23 protein-coding genes are annotated in these 24,501 nt (G+C 68.6%); 11 read left to right on the top strand and 12 right to left on the bottom strand.

Annotation, left to right across the window (positions count from 1 at the left end; all coding sequences use genetic code 11):
* Positions 1-7 precede the first annotated feature (7 nt).
* The gene (locus EIZ44_RS37350) at positions 8-1,345 is read right to left on the bottom strand and encodes an MFS transporter (protein ID WP_134733837.1); all 1,338 of its coding nucleotides are present in this window, start codon (positions 1,343-1,345) and stop codon (positions 8-10) included.
* A 223-nt stretch (positions 1,346-1,568) separates the two neighbouring features.
* On the opposite strand from EIZ44_RS37350, the gene EIZ44_RS37345 reads away from it, so the two are divergent.
* The 11 genes from EIZ44_RS37345 (at position 1,569) to EIZ44_RS37300 (ending at position 12,803) form a co-directional block, all read left to right on the top strand.
* The gene (locus tag EIZ44_RS37345; protein ID WP_134733836.1) at positions 1,569-2,561 is read left to right on the top strand and encodes a nuclear transport factor 2 family protein; all 993 of its coding nucleotides are present in this window, start codon (positions 1,569-1,571) and stop codon (positions 2,559-2,561) included.
* Positions 2,562-2,596: 35 nt separating this feature from the next.
* Complete coding sequence (locus EIZ44_RS37340) at positions 2,597-3,559, top strand: LysR family transcriptional regulator (RefSeq protein WP_107051237.1); 963 nt, start codon at positions 2,597-2,599, stop codon at positions 3,557-3,559.
* A 134-nt stretch (positions 3,560-3,693) separates the two neighbouring features.
* Positions 3,694-5,049 carry a histidinol dehydrogenase gene (gene hisD / locus EIZ44_RS37335; RefSeq protein WP_134733835.1) on the top strand — a complete coding sequence of 452 codons (1,356 nt, stop codon included), beginning with the start codon at positions 3,694-3,696 and terminating at the stop codon, positions 5,047-5,049.
* Between the two features lie 90 nt (positions 5,050-5,139).
* Positions 5,140-6,594 carry an APC family permease gene (locus tag EIZ44_RS37330; protein WP_134733834.1) on the top strand — a complete coding sequence of 485 codons (1,455 nt, stop codon included), beginning with the start codon at positions 5,140-5,142 and terminating at the stop codon, positions 6,592-6,594.
* Positions 6,591-7,394, top strand: a complete 804-nt coding sequence (locus tag EIZ44_RS37325) for a nitrilase-related carbon-nitrogen hydrolase (protein ID WP_134733833.1) — start codon at positions 6,591-6,593, stop codon at positions 7,392-7,394. Before EIZ44_RS37330 ends, EIZ44_RS37325 begins: the two co-directional genes overlap by 4 nt.
* A gap of 68 nt (positions 7,395-7,462) precedes the next feature.
* Entirely contained in the window at positions 7,463-7,843 is a 381-nt protein-coding gene (locus tag EIZ44_RS37320; protein ID WP_051729785.1) for a hypothetical protein, read from the top strand.
* Positions 7,844-8,335: 492 nt separating this feature from the next.
* On the top strand, positions 8,336-9,334 hold the full coding sequence (locus EIZ44_RS37315) for a hypothetical protein (protein WP_167754395.1): 999 nt from the start codon (positions 8,336-8,338) through the stop codon (positions 9,332-9,334).
* Between the two features lie 147 nt (positions 9,335-9,481).
* Complete coding sequence (locus EIZ44_RS44980; protein WP_167754393.1) at positions 9,482-9,646, top strand: hypothetical protein; 165 nt, start codon at positions 9,482-9,484, stop codon at positions 9,644-9,646.
* A gap of 82 nt (positions 9,647-9,728) precedes the next feature.
* Positions 9,729-10,373, top strand: coding sequence for a carbonic anhydrase (locus EIZ44_RS37310; RefSeq protein ID WP_037820036.1), 645 nt, complete (start codon positions 9,729-9,731; stop codon positions 10,371-10,373).
* Between the two features lie 86 nt (positions 10,374-10,459).
* Positions 10,460-11,731 carry an FAD-binding protein gene (locus tag EIZ44_RS37305; RefSeq protein WP_134733831.1) on the top strand — a complete coding sequence of 424 codons (1,272 nt, stop codon included), beginning with the start codon at positions 10,460-10,462 and terminating at the stop codon, positions 11,729-11,731.
* A gap of 91 nt (positions 11,732-11,822) precedes the next feature.
* Positions 11,823-12,803, top strand: a complete 981-nt coding sequence (locus EIZ44_RS37300) for an alpha/beta hydrolase family protein (protein WP_134733830.1) — start codon at positions 11,823-11,825, stop codon at positions 12,801-12,803.
* 31 nt (positions 12,804-12,834) lie between these two features.
* Here EIZ44_RS37300 and EIZ44_RS37295 read toward each other — a convergent pair whose 3' ends face one another.
* From EIZ44_RS37295 to EIZ44_RS37245, 11 genes are all read right to left on the bottom strand, one after another.
* The gene (locus EIZ44_RS37295) at positions 12,835-13,167 is read right to left on the bottom strand and encodes a hypothetical protein (protein WP_134733829.1); all 333 of its coding nucleotides are present in this window, start codon (positions 13,165-13,167) and stop codon (positions 12,835-12,837) included.
* A 2-nt stretch (positions 13,168-13,169) separates the two neighbouring features.
* Complete coding sequence (locus EIZ44_RS37290; RefSeq protein WP_134733828.1) at positions 13,170-14,348, bottom strand: PucR family transcriptional regulator; 1,179 nt, start codon at positions 14,346-14,348, stop codon at positions 13,170-13,172.
* 4 nt (positions 14,349-14,352) lie between these two features.
* Entirely contained in the window at positions 14,353-16,977 is a 2,625-nt protein-coding gene (clpB, locus tag EIZ44_RS37285) for an ATP-dependent chaperone ClpB (RefSeq protein WP_134733827.1), read from the bottom strand.
* Positions 16,978-16,979: 2 nt separating this feature from the next.
* On the bottom strand, positions 16,980-17,291 hold the full coding sequence (locus EIZ44_RS37280) for a chaperone modulator CbpM (RefSeq protein ID WP_051729788.1): 312 nt from the start codon (positions 17,289-17,291) through the stop codon (positions 16,980-16,982).
* Positions 17,288-18,220, bottom strand: a complete 933-nt coding sequence (locus tag EIZ44_RS37275; protein ID WP_134733826.1) for a DnaJ C-terminal domain-containing protein — start codon at positions 18,218-18,220, stop codon at positions 17,288-17,290. Before EIZ44_RS37275 ends, EIZ44_RS37280 begins: the two co-directional genes overlap by 4 nt.
* Entirely contained in the window at positions 18,220-18,702 is a 483-nt protein-coding gene (locus EIZ44_RS37270) for a nucleotide exchange factor GrpE (RefSeq protein ID WP_134733825.1), read from the bottom strand. The genes EIZ44_RS37275 and EIZ44_RS37270 overlap by 1 nt, the downstream gene beginning before the upstream one ends.
* 5 nt (positions 18,703-18,707) lie before the next feature.
* Positions 18,708-20,582, bottom strand: a complete 1,875-nt coding sequence (gene dnaK / locus EIZ44_RS37265; protein WP_134733824.1) for a molecular chaperone DnaK — start codon at positions 20,580-20,582, stop codon at positions 18,708-18,710.
* Positions 20,583-20,787: 205 nt separating this feature from the next.
* Positions 20,788-21,201, bottom strand: a complete 414-nt coding sequence (locus tag EIZ44_RS37260; protein WP_205673424.1) for a hypothetical protein — start codon at positions 21,199-21,201, stop codon at positions 20,788-20,790.
* Between the two features lie 80 nt (positions 21,202-21,281).
* Entirely contained in the window at positions 21,282-22,184 is a 903-nt protein-coding gene (locus tag EIZ44_RS37255) for a nucleoside hydrolase (RefSeq protein WP_134733823.1), read from the bottom strand.
* 118 nt (positions 22,185-22,302) lie between these two features.
* Positions 22,303-23,034: a glycoside hydrolase family 75 protein gene (locus EIZ44_RS37250; protein WP_205673423.1), complete on the bottom strand. Its 732-nt coding sequence runs from the start codon at positions 23,032-23,034 to the stop codon at positions 22,303-22,305.
* Between the two features lie 275 nt (positions 23,035-23,309).
* Complete coding sequence (locus EIZ44_RS37245) at positions 23,310-24,422, bottom strand: serine hydrolase domain-containing protein (RefSeq protein ID WP_134733821.1); 1,113 nt, start codon at positions 24,420-24,422, stop codon at positions 23,310-23,312.
* Between the last annotated feature and the right edge of the window lie 79 nt (positions 24,423-24,501).

The raw sequence follows: 24,501 nt of genomic DNA, 5'->3' as shown, positions 1-24,501 counted from the left end.
CGGCAGGTCACCGGGCGTATTTGTCCGCCGAGAGGTCGCTGCGGTAGGTCTCCTTCATGAACACCGTGATCACCACGAGGGCGAGCACCGCGGCGGCCGCCAGGTACATCCACACCGCGTAGATCGTGCCGGACTCCGCCACCAGCAGCGTGGCGACGAACGGCGTGATGCCCATGAAGATCGAGAACGAGCAGTTGTAGGCGATCGAACTCGCGCTGAACCGGGTCCGGGTCGCGAACATCTCCGCCGCGCACACGGTGACGATGCCGGTCAGGAAGAACTCCGGGACCAGATAGATCAGCTGGCTCGCCACCGCGGCCCCGAACGTGCCCGCCTCGCCCACCTTGAACGCCAGCGGCACCAGCACGATGCAGCACACCGCTCCGGCGATGAGCATCGGCTTGCGCCCGATCCGGTCGGAGATCGCCCCGGCGAGCGGCAGCAGCGGGATCAGCACCGCGACCGAGATCATGTTCGACAGCCACGCCGCGGACTTCGGCAGGTGCAGCGTTTCGGACAGGTACTCCGGGTAGAAGGTGACCCAGGTGTAGGACAGGATCGCGAGCATGATCGACGCGCCGCAGAACACCAGGATCGGCCGCCACTGGGAACGCAGCGCCTCGCGCAGCGGCGCCGCGACGACGTTCGTGCCGTGTTCGGTGGCGGCGACGAATTCCGGGGTCTCGTCGAGCCGGCTGCGCAGCCAGACTCCGATCGCGCACAGCGGAAGCACTGCCAGGAACGGGATCCGCCAGCCCCAGCTGTGCAATGCCGCGTCGCTGAACAAGGCGCTCATCAGCGCTGCCGTGCCGGCCCCGGCGAGAATGCCGAGGAAGCAGCTGTTCGACGCGAACGACGTGTAGAACCCGCGTCGGCGCGGCTCGGCCCACTCGACCACGAACGCGACCGCGCCGACGTACTCCCCTCCCGCGACCATGCCTTGCACCACGCGCAGCACGAGCAGGATCAGCGGAGCCGCCAGCCCGATCTGGCCGTACGTGGGAAGCACGCCGATCGCCGCCGTGGACACGCCCATGAACAGGACTGTCCACAACAGCACCCGCTTGCGCCCCAGCCGGTCGCCCCACCGGCCGAGGAGGGTGCCGCCGAGCGGGCGCACCAGGCAGGCGATCGCGATCACCGCGTACGCGCTGAGCACGCTGGCGGTGTGGTCGCTGGCCGGGAAGAAGGACGCGGCGAGCACCGGGGCCATGTAGCCGTAGAGCCCGTAGTCGAACTGCTCGACGAAGTTCCCGATGCTGCCGGCGAGGACGACCTTGCGGATCGCCTTCCGACGTCCGGTCGCCTCGGCCGTCGCGGCCGCGGTCGGCGTGACGGTGGACATGACACCTCCAGTGGCGTCTCACAACGGCTCAGCCGTCTGCATACGTATGGATGGCAACTTAAGTGGCCCGGGTCACCGGGTCAAGACCGCCGCTGCCGCGAATTTTGCCGAGGTCACACGCGGAAGATCAGCCGCGGCCACGGTTCGGCGGCTGCTCTTGCCCGGAGCAATGCATACGGATACAGTGCCCAGCGCACGTTGCCAGCCGAGAAAGGAACCCGCCATGCCGCTCGACCCGGTCGCCTACCAGCCCTACGCGGACCCGGACGATTTCATCCGCGAGGTCACCGACCGGATCTGGGTGCAGCGCGACATCTCCTACATCGTCGACAACTACGAACCCGACTCGATTGTGCACGGCGGCCTCGGCACCGTGACCGGGCGGGACGGCGTGATCGAGGGCAGCCTGATGCGGATCGCGCAGGTGCCGCAGCACGTGGGCCAGGCCGAGGACGTCGTCTGGGAGGCCCGCGGCGACGACGCCTTCCTCAGTTCGCACCTCGTCTTCTCCGCCGACACGCACCTCGTGGCGGGCCGGCCGGTGCCGATCCGCAAGCGCACCATCGCGAACTGCCTGTACCGGCGGGGCCGCATGGTCGAGGAATGGGTCGTCCGCGACGATCTCGCGGACTGCCTGCAACTCGGCCTCGACCCGGCCGAGGTGGCGCGCGGGCTGCGGTTCCGCGGCTACGAGGGATCGATGACGAAACCGGCGCCCGCCGACGTCCTGGCCATCGGCGACAGCGGCCCGCGCGCGGACGATTACCGGCCCGAATGCGAAATGGTGCTGGAATTCGTCGAAGAGGTCTGGAACGCGCGGCGCCTGCACAAGGTCACCGACTTCATGCACCGGGACCTCTTCCTGCACACCGTCGGCGACCGCACGGTCCTCCGCCCGGACGGCTACCAGAAGGACCTGCTCGCCCAGATCGCGCCGTTCCCGGACGCCCGGTTCGAGATCCGCGACGTGCAGGCCAACTACGCCGAGCGGTACGCGGGACTGCGCGTCGCCGTGCTGTGGGTCATGCGGGGCGAGTACCGCGGGGTCGCCGATTTCGGGCCGTTGACCGGCAAACCGGTCGACCTGCTCGGCGTTTCGCAGTTCCTCGTCCAGGACGGCCGGATCGTCCGCGAGGTCCGGGTCTTCGACCAGATCGCGCTGCGGGCGCAGATCAACGGCCACGAAAGCTCGTTCGCCGACACCAACATCTACTGAGCGCGGCGGGACGTCCGTCCGCTTAGGATCGGCCGATGGAGCAGGAGTCCCGCGACGGCGACCGGGTGACCCTGAACCAGCTCCGGGCGTTCGTCGCGGCGGAAAGCCAGGGCTCGTTCACCCGGGGCGCGGCCCAGCTCGAGGTGTCCCAGGCCTCGATGTCGGAGATGATCCGGCGGCTGGAGGAAGAACTCGACGCGGTGCTCTTCCATCGCGGTGCCCGGCGGCTGACGCTGACCGCGGCCGGCGAGGAACTGCTGCCGTTCGCGCGGCGCGCGGTCCACGCGGCCGACGAAGGGGTCCGCGCGGTGCAGTCGCTGGGCTCGCTCGGCGGCGGCACCGCCACCTTCGGCGTCCTGCGCAACGCGGACTACTACCTGCTCGGCAATCTCGCGCAGACCTTTCACCGCCGGTATCCGTCGGTCAAGGTCCGGCTGGTCGGGCAGAATTCCGCGGAGACCGCGGACGCGATCCGGGCGGGCGACATCGAAGCCGGGCTCATCGTGCTCCCGGTCGACGACGAGGGACTGGACATCACCCCGCTGATGCGGGACGAGGTGCTCTACGTGAGCGCCGACCCGGCCGCGGCCGCGGCACCGGTGAGCATCCGGCGTTTCGCGGCCGCGCGGCTGGTCCTCTACGACGCCCGCTACGGCTGGCGCGATCCCACCCGCCGCCAGCTCGCCGACCGGGCGCAGCTGGCCGGCGTGCGCATCGAACCGGTCTTCGAGATCGAACACGTGGAAGCGGCCCTGAAACTGGTCGCCGACGGGGCGGGCGACACCATCGCCAGCACCGCGGTGGTCCGCAGCGCCGCCTTCCCGCCGGGCCTGCACACGGCTCCGTTCGAGGAGCCGCTCTTCGACACGATCGCCATCGCCCGCAAACGCGGCCGTCCGTTGTCGCGCGCCACCCGGGAGTTGGCCCGGCTGGCCGAGGACGCGGTCAGCGACGCGCGCGGCCCGGCTGCCGCACGGCCCAAGCAGACCCGAGGCTGACCGGGTCCGGTGTGGACGGTTCCGCTTTTGTCCATAGTGGACATTTTGTCCTCGTTGGCATAGGGCAACCCGATGGCTCGCCCAGGATCGCACCCTCTAGTCCGGGGGCCAGATCGCGCTTACCGTCTCGTGCCATGCAAATCACTCCCTCCGAGGCAGCCCAGCTCGGCCCGCTGACCTGGCTCAAGAAGCCCGCCGTGGACGGACCGCCCGCCCAGCGCGACCCGCGCGTCGTCGAACGCGTCAGCGAAATGCTGCGCGACATCGAACACGGCGGTCTCACCGCGGTGCGGCGCTACTCCGAGGACCTCGACGGCTGGACCGGCGCGCTCGAACTCGGCCGCGACGAACTGCGCCGCTCCGGCGACCAGCTCCCCGCCGACTTGCGCGCGGCGCTCGAACTCGGCCACGAGCGCACCCACCGCTTCGCGGCCGCCCAGCGCGAGCACCTGACGGACTTCGAACTCGAACTGGCCGACGGGGTCGTCTGCGGACAGCGCTACGTGCCGGTCAGCCGGGTCGGCGCGTACCTGCCCGCCGGCCGGTTTCCCTTGCTGGCCAGTGCGTTCATGACGGTCGGGGTCGCCAAGACGGCCGGTGTGCCGTCCGTTCTCGCGTGCACTCCCCCGTCGGGCGAGCACGGCGCGCACCCGGCGGTCCTGTACGGCGCCTACCTGTCCGGCGCGGACCGGGTCTTCGCGCTCGGCGGCGTCCAGGCGCTAGGCGCGATGGCGTTCGGACTGCTGGACGAGGCCCCGGTGGACATGCTCGTCGGCGCGGGAAACGCCTATGTGACCGAAGCGAAGCGGCAGCTGTTCGGCCGGGTCGGCATCGATCTGCTGGCCGGACCGTCCGAAGTGGCCGTGCTCGCGGACGAGACCGCCGACCCCGACTGGGTCGCCGCCGACCTGCTCGGGCAGGCCGAGCACGGCCCCAACTCGCCCGCCGCGCTCGTGACGACGTCCGAGGAACTCGGCCGCCAGGTCGTCGCCGCGATCGACCGCAGGCTGGCGACGCTGGCCACCCGCGAGGTCGCCGGTCCGGCGTGGCGCGACTTCGGGTCGGTCGTCGTCGCGCGCGACAGCGCCCAGGCCGTCGCGGTCAGCGACGTCTGGGGTCCCGAGCACCTGGAAATCCAGACCGCCGACGACGACTATTACCTCAAGACGCTCACCAACTACGGCTCGCTGTTCCTCGGCCGGTGGAGCACGGTCGCCTACTCCGACAAGGGAATCGCGGGCACCAACCACGTCCTGCCGACCGGCAAGACGTCCCGCTACAACGCCGGGCTGTCGGTGTCGCGGTTCCTCAAGCCGCTCACCTACCAGCGCGCCGCGAAGGAAGGCACCGCGGCGCTGGCCCCTGCCGTGGAACGGATCTCCGCGTTCGAGGGCCTGGCCGCGCACGAGGCCACCGCCACCGTCCGCATCGAACACCTCGGCAGGCATTCCGGTGCGTTCGACGGCACTCCCGCCGTCGACCGGGCCTGAGCCCGCTTCCCGGGCCGGACCGCGTCCGCCGGTCCGGCCCGCCGCCCCTTGCCGCTCCCCGGCACCGAAAACCAGACAGAGGCTGAGGACATGTCCGCACCCGCCAACGGAAACCAAGCCGCGGCCGCACCGGAAAAACTGCGGCGAGAACTCAAAGTCACGGACGCGGCCGCGTTCTCCGTGGGTCTCATCGGCCCGGTCGGCGCGATGGCGCTGCTCGGCGTGGGAGCGGCCGGGCTGCTCGGCGAAGGGGCCACCTGGGCCTTCGTCTTCGCCATCCTCGGAGTTTCGCTTGTCGGCTACGGATTCGTGAAGCTGTCGCAGCACATCTCGCACACCGGTTCCGTCTACGCGCTGGTCGGCCGCACGCTCGGCCCGCGCGCCGGGTTCGTCGCCGGCACCGCGCTGTTCACCGCGTACGCGACCATCGGCACCGGCTCGACCGCCGAAATCGCCTTGTTCTTCAACAAAGTCCTCAGCCAGCTGGGCCTGGCCAGTGCCGGGTCGGCCGAATGGATCTGGACCGCGCTGGTCGTGCTGGTCCTGGTCGTCGCGCTGTCGCTGAGCGAAATCCGGGTCATCACGCGGATCCTGCTGATCTGCGAACTGGCCGGGGCCGCGCTGGTCGGCCTGCTCAGCATTGTGATCATCGCGCGGGTCGCGACGGGCCACGGCCCGCACGGGCAGACGTTCAGCTGGAATTTCCTGCACCTGCCCGCCGGAACCGGAGTGGGCACGATCGCCGGCGCCGCGGTATTCGGATTCCTCGCGTTCGCCGGGTTCGAGGGCGCCGCGTCGCTCGGCGAGGAGACGATGAACCCCAAGCGGGAAATCCCGCGGGCGCTGAAGATCACCATCGCGGTGGTGGGCGTGTTCTTCCTGCTCGCCATCGCCGGGCAGGCGCTCGGTTACGGCACCGGGCCGGACGGGGTGAAAGCCTTCGCCGCGGCCGAAGATCCGTACGGCGATCTGGCTGGTCAGTATCTCGGCAGGGCGATGAGCGTCCTGCTGAACCTGGTCGCCAGCGTCAGCCTGTTCGCGATCACCCTCGGCACCGTCAACGGCGCCGCGCGGGTCGGCTACGCGCTGCTCCGCGACGCTGGAGTCCCCGGACCAGTCGCGCGGCTGACCAAACGCGGGGCCCCGGTCGGCACGATCGTCGTGACCAGCGTCCTGATCCTCTGCTTCGCCGTCGGGCAGCGGCTGGCCGGCACCGGGGTCCTGGACGCGACTTTCTACTGGCTCACCATCGGAACCATCGCCCTGCTGGTGGCTTACGCCATGGCCACTATCGGCGCTTTTCGCTTCCTTTTCCTCAGCGGGAAGCCGAAAGCGCCCCGCTGGCAGGCGGTCGTCCCGGTGCTCGCGCTCGCCTTCATCGCCTACACCATTTTCAAGAACGTGGTGGGCGTGTCGGGCCCCTACCGGTTCTTCCCGTACATCATTCTCGGAGTCCTCGTCGTCGCGACCGTCGTCGTGGCCGCGGTGCCCGGCCTGGCCGAGCGGGTCCGGACGCAGATCGCCGAACCGGGAGACAGCGAATGACCAGGATCGTCTGCGCGCAACTCGCCCCGCAGGTCGGCCGCCTCGCCGAAAACCACCGGCAGATCGTCCGCACGATCAGCGAAAACACGACCGCCGACATTCTCGTGCTGCCGGAACTGGCGACGAGCGGATACGTCTTCGAATCGCCCGCGGAGGCGCGGGAGTGCGCGATCCCGTCTGATGACCCGATGATCGCCGAGTGGGCGGCCGCGATCGACGGCGACTCGGTCGTCGTGTGCGGATACGCCGAACGCGGCCCGGACGGTGCTCTTTACAACAGCGCGGTGCTGTTCGACGCTACTGGTGTACTGGCCCGCTATCGCAAAACCCACTTGTGGGACCGGGAAAAGCTGTTCTTCACTCCGGGAAGCCAGCCGCCGCCCGTCACCACCACCCGCTTCGGCCGGATCGCGGTGATGGTCTGCTACGACCTCGAGTTTCCTGAGTACACTCGCCGGGCCGCTCTCGAGGGCGCCGATGTGATCGCGGTCCCGACCAACTGGCCCGAAGTCCCCCGCCCTGCGGGTGAGCGACCGCCGGAGGTAGTCATCGCCCAAGCCGCCGCCAGGGTCAACCGGGTCGCCATCGCGTGCTGCGACCGCTCCGGGCTTGAACGCGGTCAGCGGTGGACGGAGGGAACGGCAATCGTCGACCACAACGGCTGGGTCGCCGCCGTGGCGGGAGAGGACGGGCGGGCTTGCTGGGAAACCGAGCTTTCCGCGGGGCGGGACAAGAACATCAGTACCCGCAACCATCTTTTCGGGGACCGGAGGACCGATTTGTACGGACCGCCGCACTGACTTCCGGGCGGCGGGAGTTCTCCGGCGCGGGGCGTCACGATCGCCTGAGTTTCTGGCAGCCTGGTCGCATGACCACCGCTGACGACCCCGCCGCGCCGCTGCAACTCCTCGTCGGCCGCGAGATCAGCGCGGTCTGCTTCGTCCGCGACTACGTCGAACTGCACTTCGACGGCCCCGTCCTGCGGGCTCTCGCCAACCCGTTCGGTCTGTATGGCTGCCGCGCATGGCGCTTCCCGGAAGGACAATCGCCGGTCGTCATGCTTTCCTACATCGGCACAGTGATCGACCACTGCGAACTGCTCCCCGATCGCTACCTCGCGGTGGACTCCGGCGAACACCGCTTCGCCATCCCGCTGGACGAGGACTCGCGCACCGGCCCCGAAGCCGCCCACCTCGTCGGCATCGACGAAAGCGGCTGGACGGACCAACGACAGCTATGGATTTGGTAGCCCGAACTCCGAAACGGCGCGTTTAACTCGTTTCCGCAGATCTGTGTCCAGAATCTCCGAACTCGCCGCCCCGGGCGACATGCGGCCACCGTGCCATCGCTCGCTCCCGTTGACGTCCGTGAGGGCCACCCTGAGGGAATCAGATTCCCTCAGGGTTCCCCTCACGACATCCGCACCGACCCCATCGCGCTCCTCCACCAATGGACGGGCGGATCCCACTCGGGCATGTCAACCATCCTGGGTCCCGTAACCAGTCAAACGCTGGGAATTGCTGTCGTGCCGCATTCGCTCGCAGCACCACTCGGCCATTGTCTCGCTACCTCGTGCCCCCAGCACCGAATCCGCCCTGGCGATCACCGCAGCGGCCCCCCTGATCACGCGAAACCACCCCTATCCACGCCCCCTCCCACGGCCGTGAACGCGATCCTAGACGGCGTTCACCGCCACCCTTTGGAGGGAAACGTGCACAGATACCGGTTACTAGGCAGCGCCTTGCTGGTCGCGGCGGCCTTGCTCGTCCCGACCTCGACCGCGTCCGCCGCGGCGGCTTGCAGTTGGCGGGCGACGGCGCTTCCCGTGCCGGGCCAGGGCGGGATGCCGACTGCGACCGACCACCAGGGCGGCTTCGCTGGCGTCGCCGACATTGGCGGGCGACAGCGGCCGGTTGCCTGGAAGAACGGTGCGTACTCCGTCTTCACCGTCATGAACGACGTGCTCAGCTACGAGGTGGCCGACGAAAACCGCGCGGGCACGATCGTCGGCACAACCCGGGTCAGTTTCCCGGGGGTCTCGGTGAGCACGGCGTTCCGCTCTCGGGGCGACGTGCTGGAGGAGTTGCCGAAGCTGGGGAACAACACCAAGGCCGCGGCGCTCGGCATCAACGACGCGGGCGACATCACCGGCTACGTCTGGGGCGACAGCACCGGCCTGACCACGGTGGTGCGCTGGCCCGCCGCGCAACCGGGCACCGTCACCGCGCTTCCCGGGCTGGCTCCGGACCCCACCCAGCCCCAGGCGGTCGACGAGGACGGCTCGGTCCTGCTGCTGCGCGACTCCGGTCTCGCGATCTGGCGGGCGGGCACGATCACCCCGCTCGGTACCCTGCCGGGCCTGCAGTTCCCCGACGGCACGGCGTTCTCCAACGGGCGCGTGGTCGGCAACGCCAGCTACAACAACAAGCCGGTCGGCGTCTATTGGGACCAGCAGGGCGCCGCGCACGTGCTGCCCGGCTCCAGCTACAACCTGTCCAACGGCAACCCGCAGCTCACCCTCAACCGGGACGGCCTGATCACCGGCCGGATCGACGAGGCGCACGGCGGCAACGACTCCAAGGGCACCGGCTATGGCGTGTGGCGGCAGGGCGCGTGGGTGTCGAACTTCGGCGACATCACGCGCGACCTCCCGTCCCGGATCGGCGACGACGGCACGGTGGCCGGGGCGCGCATGGACGCCGACGGGATCTACCACCCGTATGTCTGGCGCTGTTCCTGATCGACGTCCTCAGGCAGTGGTTCCGCAGCACACCGACGCCCGGTCGCCTTCCCCAGGCGGCCGGGGCCGGACGGCTCGCATAGCCCGGCCGCGAACGGGTACCCCTCCCGAGTACCGCGGTTTCCCGGCGACGGTCAGGAGGGCTCCATGCTGGCACTGCTCGGTCTGCTTCTGGTGATCTGGCTGGTGTGCATCGTGCTCGGGGTGGTGATCAAAGGCCTGTTCTGGCTCGTCGTCGTGGGCGCGGTCCTGTTCCTGGCGACCGCCGCGGTCGGCTTCGTGAAGCGGTCCGCGCTCGGCCGGGGCCGTTAACCCGTCCGCCGCCCGTTCAAACCTGGGCCCGGAGAGACGATCGCAACACCGTTCGGGGCGTCGGTCGGCTTAGGCTGAGGGCATGGCCGACACGACACCGCCGACTCCGCAGGAAGCGTTCGACCTGCTGATGGCAGGCAACCACCGCTTCGTCACCAGCGCCCCGGAGCACCCCAACCAGGACGCTGCCCGCCGCGCGGCGATCGCGCCGAACCAGCATCCGTTCGCGGTCCTGTTCGGGTGTTCCGATTCGCGCCTCGCCGCCGAGATCATCTTCGACCGCGGTCTCGGCGACCTGTTCGTCGTGCGCACCGCGGGCCAGGTGATCGGCGGGGAGGTGCTCGGCAGCATCGAGTACGGCGTCGACCTGCTGGACTGCCCGCTCGTCGTCGTGCTCGGCCACGATTCGTGCGGTGCCGTCGGCGCGGCCCGGGCCGCCCTCGAAGACGGGCTCGCGCCGGTCGGCTACGTCCGCGACGTCGTCGAGAAGGTGACGCCCAGCGTCCTCGCCGCGCGGGCCGCGGGCCGGGTCGAGCCGCACGAGATTCTGGCTGAGCACGTCAAGCACACCGTCGACCTGCTGCTGGACCGCTCCCGCGTGCTCGCCGACCGGGTCGCGGACGGCCGGGCCGCGGTCGTCGGCCTGCGTTACCGGCTGGCCGACGGCAGCGCCGAGGTCGTGGCCGCGCACGGCGTCGACGTCTCCGCCGCCAAAGCGGTGTCCTAGCCCCGCGCACTTCGGCCACGGAACCGGAACAGCGTTCCGGGGCTACCGTGGCCGAAGCGCACGGCGAGGACACCAGGAGGCAGTGCATGCCCGGGCAACCCTTCGCAGGACTCCAGCTCGACGGCACACTGACCACCGACCCACCCGAAATCGCCTACGCCGCTGCCGACTTCGGCGGCATCGTCTCCCGTCCCCCGCTGGCGGTCGCCCGGGTCAGCTCGTCCCGAGATGTCAGCGAGGTCCTCCGCTTCGCCGCGGAGCACGGCCTTTCCGTCACGCCACGAGGACAGGGCCACACCGGCATGGGCCAGGCTCAGGCCGCTTCCGGCATCGTGCTCGACCTCAGTGGCCTCAGTACCGTGCACGACATCAGCGAGGACCGCGTAGTCGTCGACGCCGGTACGACCTGGGCCGAACTCCTGGCGGCGACTCTCCAGCACGGCTTGACTCCCCGCGTCCTCACCGACTACCTCCACCTCTCCGTCGGCGGGACGTTGTCCGTCGGCGGGATCGGCGGCACGAGCCACCGGTACGGGGTGCAGACCGACAACGTGCTGTCCCTCGACGTCGTCACCCGCGACGGGGCACTCCGGACCTGTTCCCCGACCGAAGCACCGGACCTCTTCGCAGCGGTGCTCGCCGGGTTCGGCCGAGACGGGGTGATCGTGCGCGCGACCATTCCGCTCATTCCCGCGCCGGCGCGGGTGCGGCGAGTCAAGATCTACTACCCGACTGCGGCCGAACTTCGCACGCAGCAACGAAAACTCCTCCGCGAGCGCCGGTTCGACTTTCTCCAAGGACAGATCATCCCCGGCGACGCGGGCTGGCTCCATCTGCTCGACGTCGCCGCTTTCTCCACTCCGCCCGCGGAACCGGACGACGCCTTGCTCGACGGCCTCGGTTTCGACGCGGCTAGGGACAAAATCGAAGACCTCAGTTATGCGGAGTTCGCCACCCGGCTTGACGAAACCGTCGTTTATCTCGAATCCACCGGCGAATGGCGTTCGCCGCATCCGTGGGCGAACCTGTTTCTGCCCGACCACGCCGTCGACACTTTCGTCGACGGGATCATGTCCGACCTCACGCACGCCGACCTGGGAGATTCCGGGCTGATCCTGACTTACCCCGTTCCCGCGGACGTGCTCACCACGCCCCTTTTCCGGGTGCCGGACGCGCCGACGATCTTCCTCGTCGCGGCACTCCGCTACGCAAGGACCGCAGCGATCGCCGAGCAGATGGTGGAGAGCAATCGCCGCTGGTACCACGCGGCGGTAAAACTCGGCGGCACTAGTTATCCAGTCGGCGCAATTCCCTTCACGGAGAACGATTGGCGGAATCATCTCGGTGAAGGTGAGTAGCAAGCCGGAAACCCGGACTCATCGGGCAATGAATCGGCCCGTTCCTCCGACGCTCACGAGTCCCTGACACTCGCTCGGCACCCTCTCCCGCATGACTTTCCTTCGCCTGGCCCTCGCCGCATTGGTGCTGGCCACGGTGACCATCGCGGCACCGCAAGCAGGAGCAGAAACCGGACAGGGCGTCGGCGTCGTCGAGTACAACCTCGGCGATCAGGCCTTCCACGATCCGACCGTGTCCGTGCCGATGGAACTGGCCGCCGTCGTGCACTATCCGCGCGATCTCGGCGGACGGCCGCATCCGTTGATCGTGCAGGAGCACGGCAGCTGGTGGAGTTGCGTGGACCCGGTCGCGAAGACCCCGGGAGGCGACTGGCCGTGTCCGCCGGGACAGCGGTCGCTGCCGAGTTTCCGCGGCTACGACTACCTCGGCGAGAAGCTGGCCGAGCGGGGCTTCATCGTGGTGTCGATCAGCGCCAACGCCATCAACGCGCATCTGCTCGGCGACGAGGGTTACTACTCGCGCGCGCATCTGGTCAACAAGCATCTGGAGCTGTGGCGCGACCTCGCCCGCGGCGAGGGACCGCTGGCCCGCACGCTCGGGCGGTTCCGCGGGCACGTCGACCTCTCCCGGGTCGGGACGATGGGGCATTCCCGCGGCGGAAAGGGCGTGATGTGGCAGGCCTCCGACAAGCACACGCCCGAATGGCCCGCCGGGGTCCGGATCCGCGCGGTCGTCCCGCTCGCGCCGGTCTATTTCAATTCCACTGAGGACGACAACAGCGACGTGCTGGTCACCCGGGTGCCGTTCAAGGTGGTCGTCGGCACCTGCGACGGCGCGGTCCGCACCGTGGGCCTGCAGTACGTCAAGGACGCCGAAGGACGCAACCCCGACATCAGTTCGGTGACGCTGACCGGGGCCAACCACAACTTCTTCAACACCGAATGGTCCCCCGGCAAGATCGGCGGCGAGGACGACGCGCCCGCGGACTGCGTCGGCAAACTGTCTCCGGGACAGCAGCGCGGCGACGCAGTCCGCGAAATCGTGTCGTTCTTCGCCAGCCGCCTGCGGTGAGGAATTGACGCGAAACCGGGTTACCGGGCGGTCAGAGCAGGCCCGGCTCGTCCGGCGTGACCTCGCAGGTGCGTTCGCGGCCCAGCGGCGCCGACACCGACGTGACCGTGCCGGTGCCGCAGCCGCGCCAGGCCACGGTGACGCCTTGCGGCTCGTCGCGGCTCGATCCGATCGGTCCCTGCGCGGCGGTTTCGGCGGGACCAACGTGATACGTGCGAATGTTTTGGTCAGTGCCGTCGACCCTGGTGACTTCGTAGGCAAAGATCGCGACGCGCTGTCCGGCGGCCGGGAAATCCGGCGGCCACGGGTTGTCGAAGAGCCCGCCGCTCGGGGTGCCGAGGGTTTTCGCGGTGATCTGGTGCATCGTCAGTTCCTTTGAGAGCGGGCTTGAGTGTCGACGCGCAGCGCTTGCATCGCGGTGACCAGTTCGGCCACGTCGCGCGGATCGGTGAGCGACCGGTTGGTGAGTTCCCGGATCCGCCGCAGCCGGTAGCGGACGGTGTTGGCGTGACAGTGCAAGATCTGCCCGGCGCGTTCGGAAGAGCCGCCGCCGGAGAAGTAGGCCTCGAGGGTCTCCAGGAGCAGATCTCGTTCGTCGGCGGGCAAATCCAGGACCGGGCCGAAGACCTGGTCGCCGAGCCTACGGCCCTCGTCGGGGTCGTAGGCGACCAGCGCGGCCAGCGGGCTGGGATCGAACGCGCGGACCTCGACGCGTTCGGGCGGTCCGCTGGCCAGTGCGGTCCGCGCCAGGTGCAGCGCGCGCGGAGTGTCGGCGAGCGACGTGTACAGCGGGCTCACCCCGGTGCGGGTCAACGCCACTTCGTTGAGCACGGTCAGCACCGCGCGGTATTGCTCGTCGCGCAACGAAACCAGCCCGGCTTGCCAGGCCGGAGTGAGCTGCCACGCCGACACGATGCCGAGCTGCCCGAGCCGCCGTTCGATGCCGACCAGGCTCTCCTCGGCCAGCCCGCGCGTCTCGGCCGCGACGACGGCGAGTTTGCCGTCCGGAGGCAGGCCGAGCAGCCGTCCGGCTTCCCACGGTCCGGCGCCGGAGAGACGCTGGCCGGTGAACAACGCCTCGGCCAACGCGGAGCGACGCCGTTGCTGGGCAACGAGAAGCTCCGCGCTCGCCGTCCGGTAAGCCTCGGTCACGTGCACCGCGTGCTCGTCGGTGACCTGCCAGAGCAGGCTGGCCGCGTCGATCAGCACGTCGGTGCTGCCGGTCTCGCGGGCGTGCCCGGCCAGCAGGTCCCACAGCATCGCGGTGCCGATCCGGTACACCTGCAGCACCTCCGGCAGCGGCGCGCCCTGGTGCGCGCGCCTGCTGCCGGTCTCCTGCGGTGCGCCCTGGTCCGGGTCCTCGATCCCGCCGAGCGCGTCGACCAGGAACCGCACGTTGACCGCGACCGAGCGGTGCAGGTCCGCGCGCGGCACGATCTTCTCGTCGCGGTAGAGGTCGATCCGCTCGCACACCGTCGCGCAGATGTCCTCGATCAGCCGCGGCAGCCGTTGCCGGACCCACGCGACGAGTTCGCCGACGGTCATTGGATCACGCCGCTGCCGCGTGGTCCCGGCACGTCACGGTGAGCACGCCGTTGTCGAGGCTGACGTCGATGACCGTGTTGTCGTGCGCCTCGCCGCCCAGCAGCGCGCGTCCGATCCGGGTCTCGACCTCGCGGGCGAGGAACCGGCGCAGCGGCCGGGCGCCGTACACCGGGTCGAAGCCCTGTTCCGCGATGAAACGCAGCGCCTTGTCGGACACCTCCAGCGTCATGTTCTGCTCGGCGAGCCGCTTGCGCAGTTCGCCCAGCATCAGTTCGACAACCCGTTCGATCTCCGGCAGCGTCAGCGGTTTGAACAGCACGATGTCATCGATGCGGTTGAGGAACTCCGGCCGGAAGTGGCCGCGCAGCGCCGCCATCACCTCGTCGCGCGCGGACTCGGTGATCTCGCCCTCGGCATTCACGCCGTCGAGCAGGAAATGCGCGCCGATGTTGGAGGTCATGATGATCACCGTGTTGCGGAAGTCGACCGTGCGGCCCTGCGAATCGGTCAGCCGTCCGTCATCGAGCACCTGCAGCAGCGTGTTGAACACGTCCGCGTGCGCCTTCTCGATCTCGTCGAACAGCACCACCGAATACGGCTTGCGTCGCACGGCTTCGGTGAGCTGGCCGCCCTCGTCGTAGCCGACGTACCCGGGCGGCGCGCCGACGAGCCGCGAGACCGTGTGCCGTTCCTGGTACTCGCTCATGTCGATCCGGACGATGTTGTCCTCGGTGTCGAACAGATCCGCGGCGAGCGCCTTCGCCAGTTCGGTCTTGCCGACCCCGGTCGGGCCCAGGAACAGGAATGAGCCGATCGGACGGCGCGGGTCCTTGATCCGCGACCGCGCCCGGATGATCGCGTCCGCGACCAGCTGCACCGCCTCGTCCTGCCCGATCACGCGCTCGTGCAGCAGTTCGTCCAGGCGCAGCAGCTTCTCCCGCTCGCCCTCCTGCAGCCGGCTGACCGGAATGCCGGTCCACCGCGACACGACCGCCGCGATCTCCTCCTCCGTCACGACCTCGCGCAGCAACCGGGTGCCCGCCTGCCGCGTGGCGAGCAGTTCTTCCTCGCCCACCAGGCGACGCTCCAGCTCGGGAAGCTTGCCGTGGCGCAGTTCGGCGGCCTTGTTCAGGTCGTAGGCCCGCTCGGCCGCGTCGGCGTCCCGGCTGACCTGCTCGATCTCCTCCCGCAGCGCCTGCACCTTGTGCAGCGCGGAGCGTTCCGCCTCCCACTGCGTCCGCATCCCGCCCGCCTCGGCGCGCAGGTCGACCAGTTCGCGACGCAGTTCTTCCAGCCGGGCATGGCTCGCCGCGTCGGTTTCCTTGGCCAGCGCGGCTTCCTCGATCTCAGTGCGGGTCAGCCGCCGGCTCAGCTCGTCCAGTTCGGCGGGCATCGAGTCGATCTCCGTGCGCAGCATCGCGCACGCCTCGTCCACCAGGTCGATCGCCTTGTCCGGCAGGAACCGGTCCGAGATGTAGCGATGGCTCAGCACGACGGCCGCGACCAGCGCGCTGTCCTGGATCTTCACGCCGTGGAACACTTCGAGCCGCTCGCGCAGCCCGCGCATGATCGAGATCGCGTCCTCGACCGACGGCTCGTCCACCAGCACCGGCTGGAACCGTCGTTCGAGCGCGGCGTCCTTCTCGATGTACTTGCGGTATTCGTCCGCCGTCGTCGCGCCGATCAGGTGCAATTCGCCGCGCGCGAGCACCGGCTTCAGCATGTTGCCCGCGTCCATCGCGCCTTCGGTGGCACCCGCGCCGACGACGGTGTGCAGTTCGTCGACGAACAACAGGATCCGGCCCTCGGCCGCGGTCACCTCGTTGAGTACCGCTTTCAGCCGCTCCTCGAACTCGCCCCGGTACTTCGCGCCCGCGACGAGCGCGCCGAGGTCGAGCGAGAACACCGTCTTGCCTTTGAGGCCTTCCGGCACGTCGCCGCGGTCGATGCGCTGCGCGAGCCCTTCGACGATCGCGGTCTTGCCGACGCCCGGATCGCCGGTGAGCACCGGGTTGTTCTTCGTCTTGCGCGACAGGATCTGGATCACCCGGCGGATCTCCGCGTCGCGCCCGATGACCGGGTCCAGCTTGCCCGCCGCCGCGTCGGCGACGAGGTCGCGGCCGTACTTTTCCAAGGCCTCGTAAGCGGATTCCGGCGTCGCCGAGGTGACCCGCTGGTTGCCGCGCACCTTCCGCAGCACCTCCAGGAACTTGTCCCGGGTCAGGCCCGCGCCGCGCAACAGCCGTCCGGCCGCGCTCGAACTCCCCTCCTCCAGCAACGCCGCGACGAGGTGTTCGGCGGACACGTAATCGTCCTTCAACCGCCCCGCTTCGCGATCGGCCGCGTCGAGCACGCGGGCCAGCCGGGCGGTCACGCGGGTTTCGCCGGGCGTGACGCCGGGGCCGCTCACTTTGGGACGGCGGCCGAGTTCCGCTTCCAGCTCTTGCCTGAGCCGCGCCGGGTCCGCGCCCGCCTCTTCGAGGAGCCGGGACGCGAGCCCGTCGGGCTGGTCGAGCAGCGCGAGCAACAGGTGTTCGCCGTCGACCTCCGGCTGGCCGTATTTCAGCGCGGCGGTTTGGGCGGCGTGCAGCGCTTCCTGGGATTTCTGCGTGAGCCGGTTGGGATCCATGGTCAGTCTCCGCTGCGTCGGGATCGGGTACGGAGGTCCGCTTCGAGGTCCGCGATGCGGTCGAGCAGATCGGCGACCAGGCCGACCGCGGCGTAGTTCAGCGAGAACCCGGCGCGCAGCCGCTGAATCCGGGCCGCCGCGGACACCTGCGCGACCGGGAACCACCATTCGCCGCGCGCGTCCTCGACCGGTTCCAGCAGGCCCAGCACGGTGAACCGGCGGACCAGCTCCGGATGCAGGCCGGTCGCGTGAGCGAACGTCGGCAGGTCCAGATGCGCCGCGCCGGGGCTGCGGCGCACGAGCGCGTAGGTCATCCCGGCCTCCTCGGGTTGTCGTCGGTGGCGGCGGCCAGCTCCTCGTAGAGCTTCCGCTGCTCGTCGGTCAGGTGCTGGGGGACGACGATCTTGACTGCGGCGTACAGATCGCCGGGGTTGCCCCGGTTGTTCGGGATGCCGCGGCCGCGCAACCGCAGCTTTCGTCCGCTGGACGTTCCCGCCGCGATTTTCAGTTTCGCTTCGCCGCCGCCGGGAAGGTCCATGGCGACGGTCGCGCCCAGCGCCGCTTCCGAGGGCAGCAAAGGAAGATCGACGGTCACGTCCCGGCCTTCTACCCGGTAGCGCTTGTCGTGCACCAGATGCACCACCAGGTACAGGTCGCCGCGCGGCGCGCCTTCGCCGCTGCCGTAGCCGCCTTGCCCGGCCAGCCGGATGCGTTTGCCGTCGGTCACTCCGGCCGGGATGTTGACGTCGACCGTGCGCGAACCCTCCGGGCCGTCGAGGGTGAACGACCGCCGTCCGCCGTGGAAGGCCTCGTCCAGGCGGATCTCGACGCCAGCTTCCTGGTCGGCGCCGGGGATCGGGCCGCGCTGACGGCCTTGGAAGCCGCCGAACATGCCGCCGAAGAGGTCCTCGAAGTTGACTCCTTCGGCGCTCTGGAAACCGCTGCTCTGGAAGCCGCCTTGGAAACCGCCGCCCGCCTTGGCGCGCGCGTAGGTGTCCGGGTCCATGTCCGGGGGAACCTGCCGGAAGTCCTTGCCGAACGCGTCGTAGCGCTTGCGTTTCTCCGGTTCGGAAAGCACGTCGTACGCCTCGGAGACGGCTTTGAACTTCTCCTCCGCACCCGGGTCCTTGTTGACGTCCGGGTGGTACTTGCGGGCGAGTTTGCGGTACGCCTTCTGAATCTCGTCCTGGCTGGCTGTCCGGGAGACGCCGAGCAGTTCGTAGAAGTCCTCGCTGTCGCTCATCAATCCGCCTTCGCGACCACGACCGCCGCGGGCCGCAACTGGTTCTCGGCGTCGCCGTAGCCGGGGCGCACGACCTGGACCACCGTGCCCGGCTCGACGCCCACCGCCGGAACGACCGACACCGCCTCGTGCACCTGCGGGTCGAACGGTTCCCCCTGGTCGTCCGCGTGCCGCGGGAACCCGAGGTTGGACATCGCCAGGTCAGCCTGCGCACGCACCGCTTGCACCCCGGCAACGATGGTTGCGGGGTCCGCCTCGGCGTGCCCGATGGCCAGGTCCAAGCTGTCCAGCACGGTCAGGAGTTCTTTGGCGGCCCGCTTGCGTTCCTGCTGCCGCACCTGCACGGTGTCCCGCACAGTGCGCTTGCGGAGGTTGTCCAGATCGGCCAGCGCGGTGCGCCAGTTGTTCTCCAACTCGGCGACTCTGGCCTGGAGTTCGGTGCTGCTTTCCGATTCCGCGGCGTCTTGCCGCTGGTTCTCCATGGCGGTCAGGAGGTGGTGAATTCGGCGTCGACCACGTCGTCGCCGTCGTCTGGGGATTGCGCACCGGGCGCGTCGCCCGCGGTGGACGCGACCGCGGACAGACCGTGGAACAACTGCTGGAGTTCCGAGGTCATCGACCGCAGCTTCGCCAGGCTCGGCTCGTCCTGCTTGAGGAGGTCCCGGGCGTCCACGGCAAGGTTCTCCGCGCGGGCCTTCTCGTTGACCGGCACCGCTTCGCCCAGCTCGGAGACACTTTTCTCCACCTGGTAAACGGCGCTGTCGAGGGTGTTGCGGGCGTCGACGATCTCGCGCAGCTTGGCGTCCTCGGCCCGGTGCGCCTCGGCGTCGGCGACCATGCGGTCGACGTCCGCGGAGTCCAAATTGGAGCTTTCGGAGATGGTGATGGTTTGTTCCCGGCCGGAGTTGGTGTCCTTGGCCGAGACGTTGAGGATGCCGTTGGCGTCGATGTCGTAGGTGACCTCGATCTGCGGCACGCCGCGCGGGGCGGGCGGGATGTTCTCGAGCCGGAACCGGCCGAGCACCCGGTTGTCCGCCGCCTTCTCGCGTTCGCCCTGCAGGACCACGATGTCCACTGCGGACTGATTGTCCTCGGCGGTGGAGAAGGTTTCCTTGCGCCGGGCCGGGATCGTGGTGTTGCGGTCGATGACCTTCGTCATCACGCCGCCCATCGTCTCGATGCCGAGGGAAAGCGGGGTGACGTCCAGGAGCAGGACGTCCTTGGCCTCGCCCTTGATGATGGCCGCCTGGACCGCCGCGCCGAGGGCGACGACCTCGTCCGGATTGACCGTCATGTTCGGGTCTTTGCCGCCGGTCATGCGCCGCACCAGCGCCTGCACCGCCGGAATCCGCGTCGAACCGCCGACCAGGATGACCTCGTCGATGTCGTTCGCGGTGAGCTTGGCGTCGGCCAGCGCCCGCTCCACCGGCACCTTGCAGCGCTCGACGAGGTCGGAGGTGATCTGGTCGAAAGTGGAGCGCATCAACGTCGTGTTCAAATGCTTCGGCCCCGACGCGTCCGCGGTGATGAACGGCAGGTTGATCGTGGTCTGCGTGACCGAGGACAGCTCCTCCTTCGCCTTGGACGCGGCCTCGAACAACCGTTGCAGCGCTTGCGGATCCGCCCGCAGGTCGATGCCGTTCTCCTGCTCGAACTGGTCCGCGAGATGGTCGACGACCCGGCGGTCGAAGTCGTCGCCGCCCAGATGCGTGTCGCCCGCGGTCGAGCGCACTTCCACGACGCCGTCGCCGATGTCCAGCACGCTGACGTCGAACGTGCCGCCGCCGAGGTCGAACACCAGCACCGTCTCGTGCTGCTTCTTGTCGAGCCCGTAAGCCAGTGCCGCCGCGGTCGGCTCGTTGATGATCCGCAACACCTCGAGCCCCGCGATCCGGCCCGCGTCCTTCGTCGCCTGCCGCTGCGCGTCGTTGAAATACGCCGGCACCGTGATGACCGCCTCGGTGACCTTCTCGCCCAGGAACTTCGACGCGTCGTCCACCAGCTTGCGCAACACGAGCGCCGAAACCTCCTCCGGCGCGTATTTCTTGCCGTGCACGTCGAACCGCACCGCGTCGTCCGGCCCCGGCACGACGTCGTAGGACACCGCGTCGATCTCACTGGCCACCTCGTCGAACCGGCGGCCGATGAACCGCTTCGCCGACGAGATCGTGCCCTTCGGATTCATGATCGCCTGCCGCCGCGCGAGCTGCCCGACCAGCCGCTCGCCCGAATCGGTGTACGCGACCACCGACGGGGTCGTCCGAGCCCCGTCCGCATTGGCGATCACCGCGGGCTGACCGCCCTCCAGCACCGCGATGACCGAGTTGGTCGTCCCCAGGTCGATGCCCACCGCTTTCGCCACGACGCCGTTCCTTTCCGGGATTTTCTTCTCCTGCCCGAATACCTCCGGACAGGGCGAGTCCGAGGTCTGGTGTACTGGAGAAGAAAAGGGGGCGTCAACACGGGATGATCTTCACTGGCGCGTTTTCCAGGGAAATTGTCTTGCGATTGTGGGACGCGCCAAAGAAGATTGTTCCGCGACACAAAGGGGCAGCCGGGAAGCCGCACTACCCGGCGGGGAGCTCCAGCCCCACGTCCCGCGCCAGCGTCCGAGCAGCTTGGTTGCGGGCCAGCGAGGGGTACTCGGCCAGCACCCGGCGCAGTTCTCCCGTGATGAAGCCGGTCCCAGCGGCCACGAATTCGTCGGCGGAGCAATGCACTACGGCATCCAGATAGGTCGGAGTGACCAGGAGGGAACCTCGATCGAAGTCGAAAACGATGAGTTCGGCGTTCTCGGTGAAGTCGATCGTCCAGGTTCCGCTTCCTGTCCGGGCGACGGCCATCACGTTCCGCACGCAGAACATGGCGTCGAACAACGGCACCCATCCCCACGGAGGCCCGATCCCGATTCCGGCATGGGAGATCGAAAGCTGGCCGAGGAAGAAATACCACTGCAAATCGTGTCGGGAAATGGCAGCCAAGCCTTCAGCATGGGCATGTTCTCGCCCAGCAGGCGTGTAGACGGGACTCGGCGAGAAAGAAATTTCCACAAGACACTCTCCTAGCGCCGACCAGGCAGCAAAGTGCGGGTCAACTGTGCAAGCAGGGCGCTGGCATCAGCGGCAACGACGACAGCCGTGTTCACCCCGGGCGACGCCTCCCCAGCTCGAGTCTGCCCACGCCGCTCCCCGACGTCGACGGTGACCGACGCGTGGCGGAACCTGGCGATCGACGGGTCGAGCAGGATCGCGGCGGCCAAGGGATCATGCAGCGGAAAAGCCGGTAACTTTCCCGGCAGGGCAAGGAGCATCGCCGCCATCCGCCCCCACAGCCGGTCCTGATCGGCAGCGAGGCGTTCGAGCCATAGCCGGGTGACGGTGGCTTTTCGGGTCACATCTAGAGGGACCAGCGTCAGGTCGAACCCAGCCGCCGCGACCTGGGCCGCTGCCTCCGGGTCGTGCCACACATTGCTTTCCGCGCACTCGCTGATATTGCCCGTCACCTCGAATGCGCCAGCCATCGACACCATGCGCCGGACCAACCGGGGCAACTCGGGTTCAGCCTGCAGAGCGAGCGCGACATTGGTGAGCGGGCCGAGTGTCAGAAGATCGACCCGGCCGGGGCTCTCCCGGGCGAGACGCACCAGTTGCTCAGCGGCGGTTTCCTCCCGTACGGGCTCCCGCTTCGGCGAACCCGCCGCCCTGCCCAGGAGGTCTTCGGGATGGGCGAGATGCAGCGGACGGGCAAGCGGATCAGAAGCTCCTACCGCGACCGGTGTCGAGTGATCCCCCGCGAGCTCGAGCGCTCGCAAGCCGTTGTCGGCCGCGGCCGCCGAAGACACGTTGCCGTGCACTGAACCCACGCCGACGATCTCCACCCCGGGCGCACGGGCCAGGAGAACGAGAGCAAGCGCGTCGTCGACACCGCCGTCCTGGTCGACAATGACGGTGGTCGTGGTCGCCATAAGACATCTTCTCCGGAGACTGGCGAACAGCGCAAACTTCGCCGTCAACCGAACCGGAGAACAACACGTCAAACGCGGCCACTGCCAGCCTCGGCAGTGACCGCGTTCGGCGGAGAAATCAGATACCCATGCTCACACCAAGGCTGTCCAGCGCCTTGGTGACCATGCCCTGAGCGGTCGCGTTCAGGTTGGAGTTGGTGCCGTTCACGACCCAGTCCGAACCGGAGAAGATCACCACGGTCACGCCGTTGTCGACGCCGCCGTCAGTGCCGCTGCTGTTCATTCCCAGCAGCGAAGCCGCCTTCACCGACGCCTCGCCCAATTCGCGCGAGTCGTTGTCCGAAGTGTCCTGGTCGTTGGCGGTCTGCGTGTCGCCGAAGATCGCGCCGATCACCTTGCTCTTGTAGAACATCAGCGCGAACTGACGGCCCTTGATGCCGTGTTCCTTGTAGAAGAAATGCGGGCAGGGGCTCTTCTTGTCGTAGCAGTCGTCGCCGAGGACGTAGAACGGCACGTGGTGCGCGCCGAGCGACTTTCCGTTGCTGTCCTTGAAAGTCGTCGTGCCCTGGTGGTCGGGATCGGGGTCGGGGTCGCTGCCGTCGGTGTCGACGGCCAGTCCGGAACCGTAGGCGTAGACGCCCTTCGCCACCTGGTAGACGTTGACGTTCTTGGCCCGCGTCATGGTGTTGATGTGCGGTTTGGAGTTGACCTTGTTCGCGTCCGTGCTGTTCTTCTTGACGCCGGCCAGCACCTGCGCGGCCGTATAGGACTTGGCGGTGGCGTCGGCGGTTTCCGCGTGCGCGGAGTTGACCGCGAGCGGCACGGCGAGCGCCAGGGCGGCGCCGACCACAGCGAAACGCCTACGGGAGGATGACATGACCGGGCGACCTCCAGCCTTCATTAGGAAAACTTCCTAACATAGTGAACCACCCGTGACCGGCCCGTGTCACGAGGTGATTCCCAGAAAGTCCGCAGCGGCCGCCTGGTGCTGGGAATCCACGCCGGACAGGTGCCGCTGACCGGAACTCCGCCGCCCAGCCGAGCCCAGCAGACCCGGACTGGACGTGAGGGGAACCCTGAAGGAGTCTGATTCCCGCAGGGTTCCCCACACGACCGGCAGCGGGCCTAGGACGCGCAGTAGGCCTTCAGCGCCGCGTTGCCGAGCGTGGTCTGCCCCCGGGTCGCGGCTCCGGCCAGATGGTTCTCATTGGCCGCCACCAGCACCTGCTTGCTGCCGTCGTCGCTGGTCAGCCACGTGTTGAAGTAGCCGAGCACCCCGCCGCTGTGATTCCACGCCATTCCGCAGGCCGTCGGCGAAAGGCCGATCCCCAGCCCGTACTGGTTGCCCGCGTTGTCGATCGGCACCGTCGTCTTCAGCTCGGCCTGCTGCTGCGGTGGCAGGAGCTTTCCGCTCAACAGCGCTCGTTCGAACGTCGCCAGATCGTCCTCTGTGGACACAATGGCGCCCGCGGTCCCGAACGCCTGCACATTCGACACGGTGAAGTCGTTGTAGAACACGCCGAACGAGATGTAGTAGCCGTTCAGGTAATTGCCGCTCATCCCGGGGTCGGCGGTCGGGAACGAGGTGTTGCTCAATCCGAGCGGCTCGAAGATGCGCCGCTGCATCTCGACGGCCGGCTCGTTTCCGGTCACCGCCTTGATCACCATGCCGGCGAGGATGTAGTTGGTGTTCGAGTAGTGGAACGACGTGCCCAGCGACGGATGCGACGTCGCGATGTCCACCAGCGTCTGCGGCGGCCACGCCTGGCGCGGGTTGGTGTTCGCGACGTAGGAGTTGATGAACCGCGAATCGCCCGTGTAGTCCGGCAATCCGGAGGTCTGGTGCAGCACCTGCCGGACGGTGATCTTCGTGCCGTCGTTCCCGTTGGCGTTCACCGCGCCGGGCAGCCAGCGGGCGATGGTGTCGTCGAGGGAGAGCTTGCCTTCGGCTTCCAGTTGCAGCAGCACCGCGGCGGTGAACGCCTTGGTGTCGCTGCCGATCCGGAACTGCGCTTTCGGGTCCGCCGGGGTCTTGGTGGTGAGGTTTCCGTATCCGGCGTGGATGTACTGCGTGCTTTCGCCGTTGCGGACCAGCCCGATCACCCCGGGGTATCCCGCGCTGACGCCGGCCTGGGCACCCGCTTGGAGGATGTCGGCGGGCGTTTCCGCCGAAGCCGGGCTGGCCAGGCCGATCAAGGCGGCCGCGACCGCCACGGCACCGAAAGCTTTGCGTCTCATCGCACTCCTCAAGTTCGACAGCCGCCGGGTTTCCGGCGAGAGGCGTGCGCACCGTATTCGCTCTCGATCAAACCTCGAT

Source organism: Amycolatopsis nivea, from assembly GCF_004522235.1.
Lineage (GTDB): Bacteria > Actinomycetota > Actinomycetes > Mycobacteriales > Pseudonocardiaceae > Amycolatopsis > Amycolatopsis nivea.
The sequence above is the reverse complement of the archived record's forward strand: the minus strand, read 5'-3'. Positions and strand labels throughout refer to the sequence as shown.

Excerpts from the sequence above, each read along its gene's own strand:
- EIZ44_RS37350 (WP_134733837.1), bottom strand. The coding sequence starts at position 1,345 with ATGTCCACCGTCACGCCGACCGCGGCCGCGACGGCCGAGGCGACCGGA.
- EIZ44_RS37345 (WP_134733836.1), top strand. The coding sequence starts at position 1,569 with ATGCCGCTCGACCCGGTCGCCTACCAGCCCTACGCGGACCCGGACGAT.
- EIZ44_RS37340 (WP_107051237.1), top strand. The coding sequence starts at position 2,597 with ATGGAGCAGGAGTCCCGCGACGGCGACCGGGTGACCCTGAACCAGCTC.
- hisD (WP_134733835.1), top strand. The coding sequence starts at position 3,694 with ATGCAAATCACTCCCTCCGAGGCAGCCCAGCTCGGCCCGCTGACCTGG.
- EIZ44_RS37330 (WP_134733834.1), top strand. The coding sequence starts at position 5,140 with ATGTCCGCACCCGCCAACGGAAACCAAGCCGCGGCCGCACCGGAAAAA.
- EIZ44_RS37325 (WP_134733833.1), top strand. The coding sequence starts at position 6,591 with ATGACCAGGATCGTCTGCGCGCAACTCGCCCCGCAGGTCGGCCGCCTC.
- EIZ44_RS37320 (WP_051729785.1), top strand. The coding sequence starts at position 7,463 with ATGACCACCGCTGACGACCCCGCCGCGCCGCTGCAACTCCTCGTCGGC.
- EIZ44_RS44980 (WP_167754393.1), top strand. The coding sequence starts at position 9,482 with ATGCTGGCACTGCTCGGTCTGCTTCTGGTGATCTGGCTGGTGTGCATC.
- EIZ44_RS37310 (WP_037820036.1), top strand. The coding sequence starts at position 9,729 with ATGGCCGACACGACACCGCCGACTCCGCAGGAAGCGTTCGACCTGCTG.
- EIZ44_RS37305 (WP_134733831.1), top strand. The coding sequence starts at position 10,460 with ATGCCCGGGCAACCCTTCGCAGGACTCCAGCTCGACGGCACACTGACC.
- EIZ44_RS37300 (WP_134733830.1), top strand. The coding sequence starts at position 11,823 with ATGACTTTCCTTCGCCTGGCCCTCGCCGCATTGGTGCTGGCCACGGTG.
- EIZ44_RS37295 (WP_134733829.1), bottom strand. The coding sequence starts at position 13,167 with ATGCACCAGATCACCGCGAAAACCCTCGGCACCCCGAGCGGCGGGCTC.
- EIZ44_RS37290 (WP_134733828.1), bottom strand. The coding sequence starts at position 14,348 with ATGACCGTCGGCGAACTCGTCGCGTGGGTCCGGCAACGGCTGCCGCGG.
- clpB (WP_134733827.1), bottom strand. The coding sequence starts at position 16,977 with ATGGATCCCAACCGGCTCACGCAGAAATCCCAGGAAGCGCTGCACGCC.
- EIZ44_RS37280 (WP_051729788.1), bottom strand. The coding sequence starts at position 17,291 with ATGACCTACGCGCTCGTGCGCCGCAGCCCCGGCGCGGCGCATCTGGAC.
- EIZ44_RS37275 (WP_134733826.1), bottom strand. The coding sequence starts at position 18,220 with ATGAGCGACAGCGAGGACTTCTACGAACTGCTCGGCGTCTCCCGGACA.
- EIZ44_RS37270 (WP_134733825.1), bottom strand. The coding sequence starts at position 18,702 with ATGGAGAACCAGCGGCAAGACGCCGCGGAATCGGAAAGCAGCACCGAA.
- EIZ44_RS37255 (WP_134733823.1), bottom strand. The coding sequence starts at position 22,184 with ATGGCGACCACGACCACCGTCATTGTCGACCAGGACGGCGGTGTCGAC.
- EIZ44_RS37245 (WP_134733821.1), bottom strand. The coding sequence starts at position 24,422 with ATGAGACGCAAAGCTTTCGGTGCCGTGGCGGTCGCGGCCGCCTTGATC.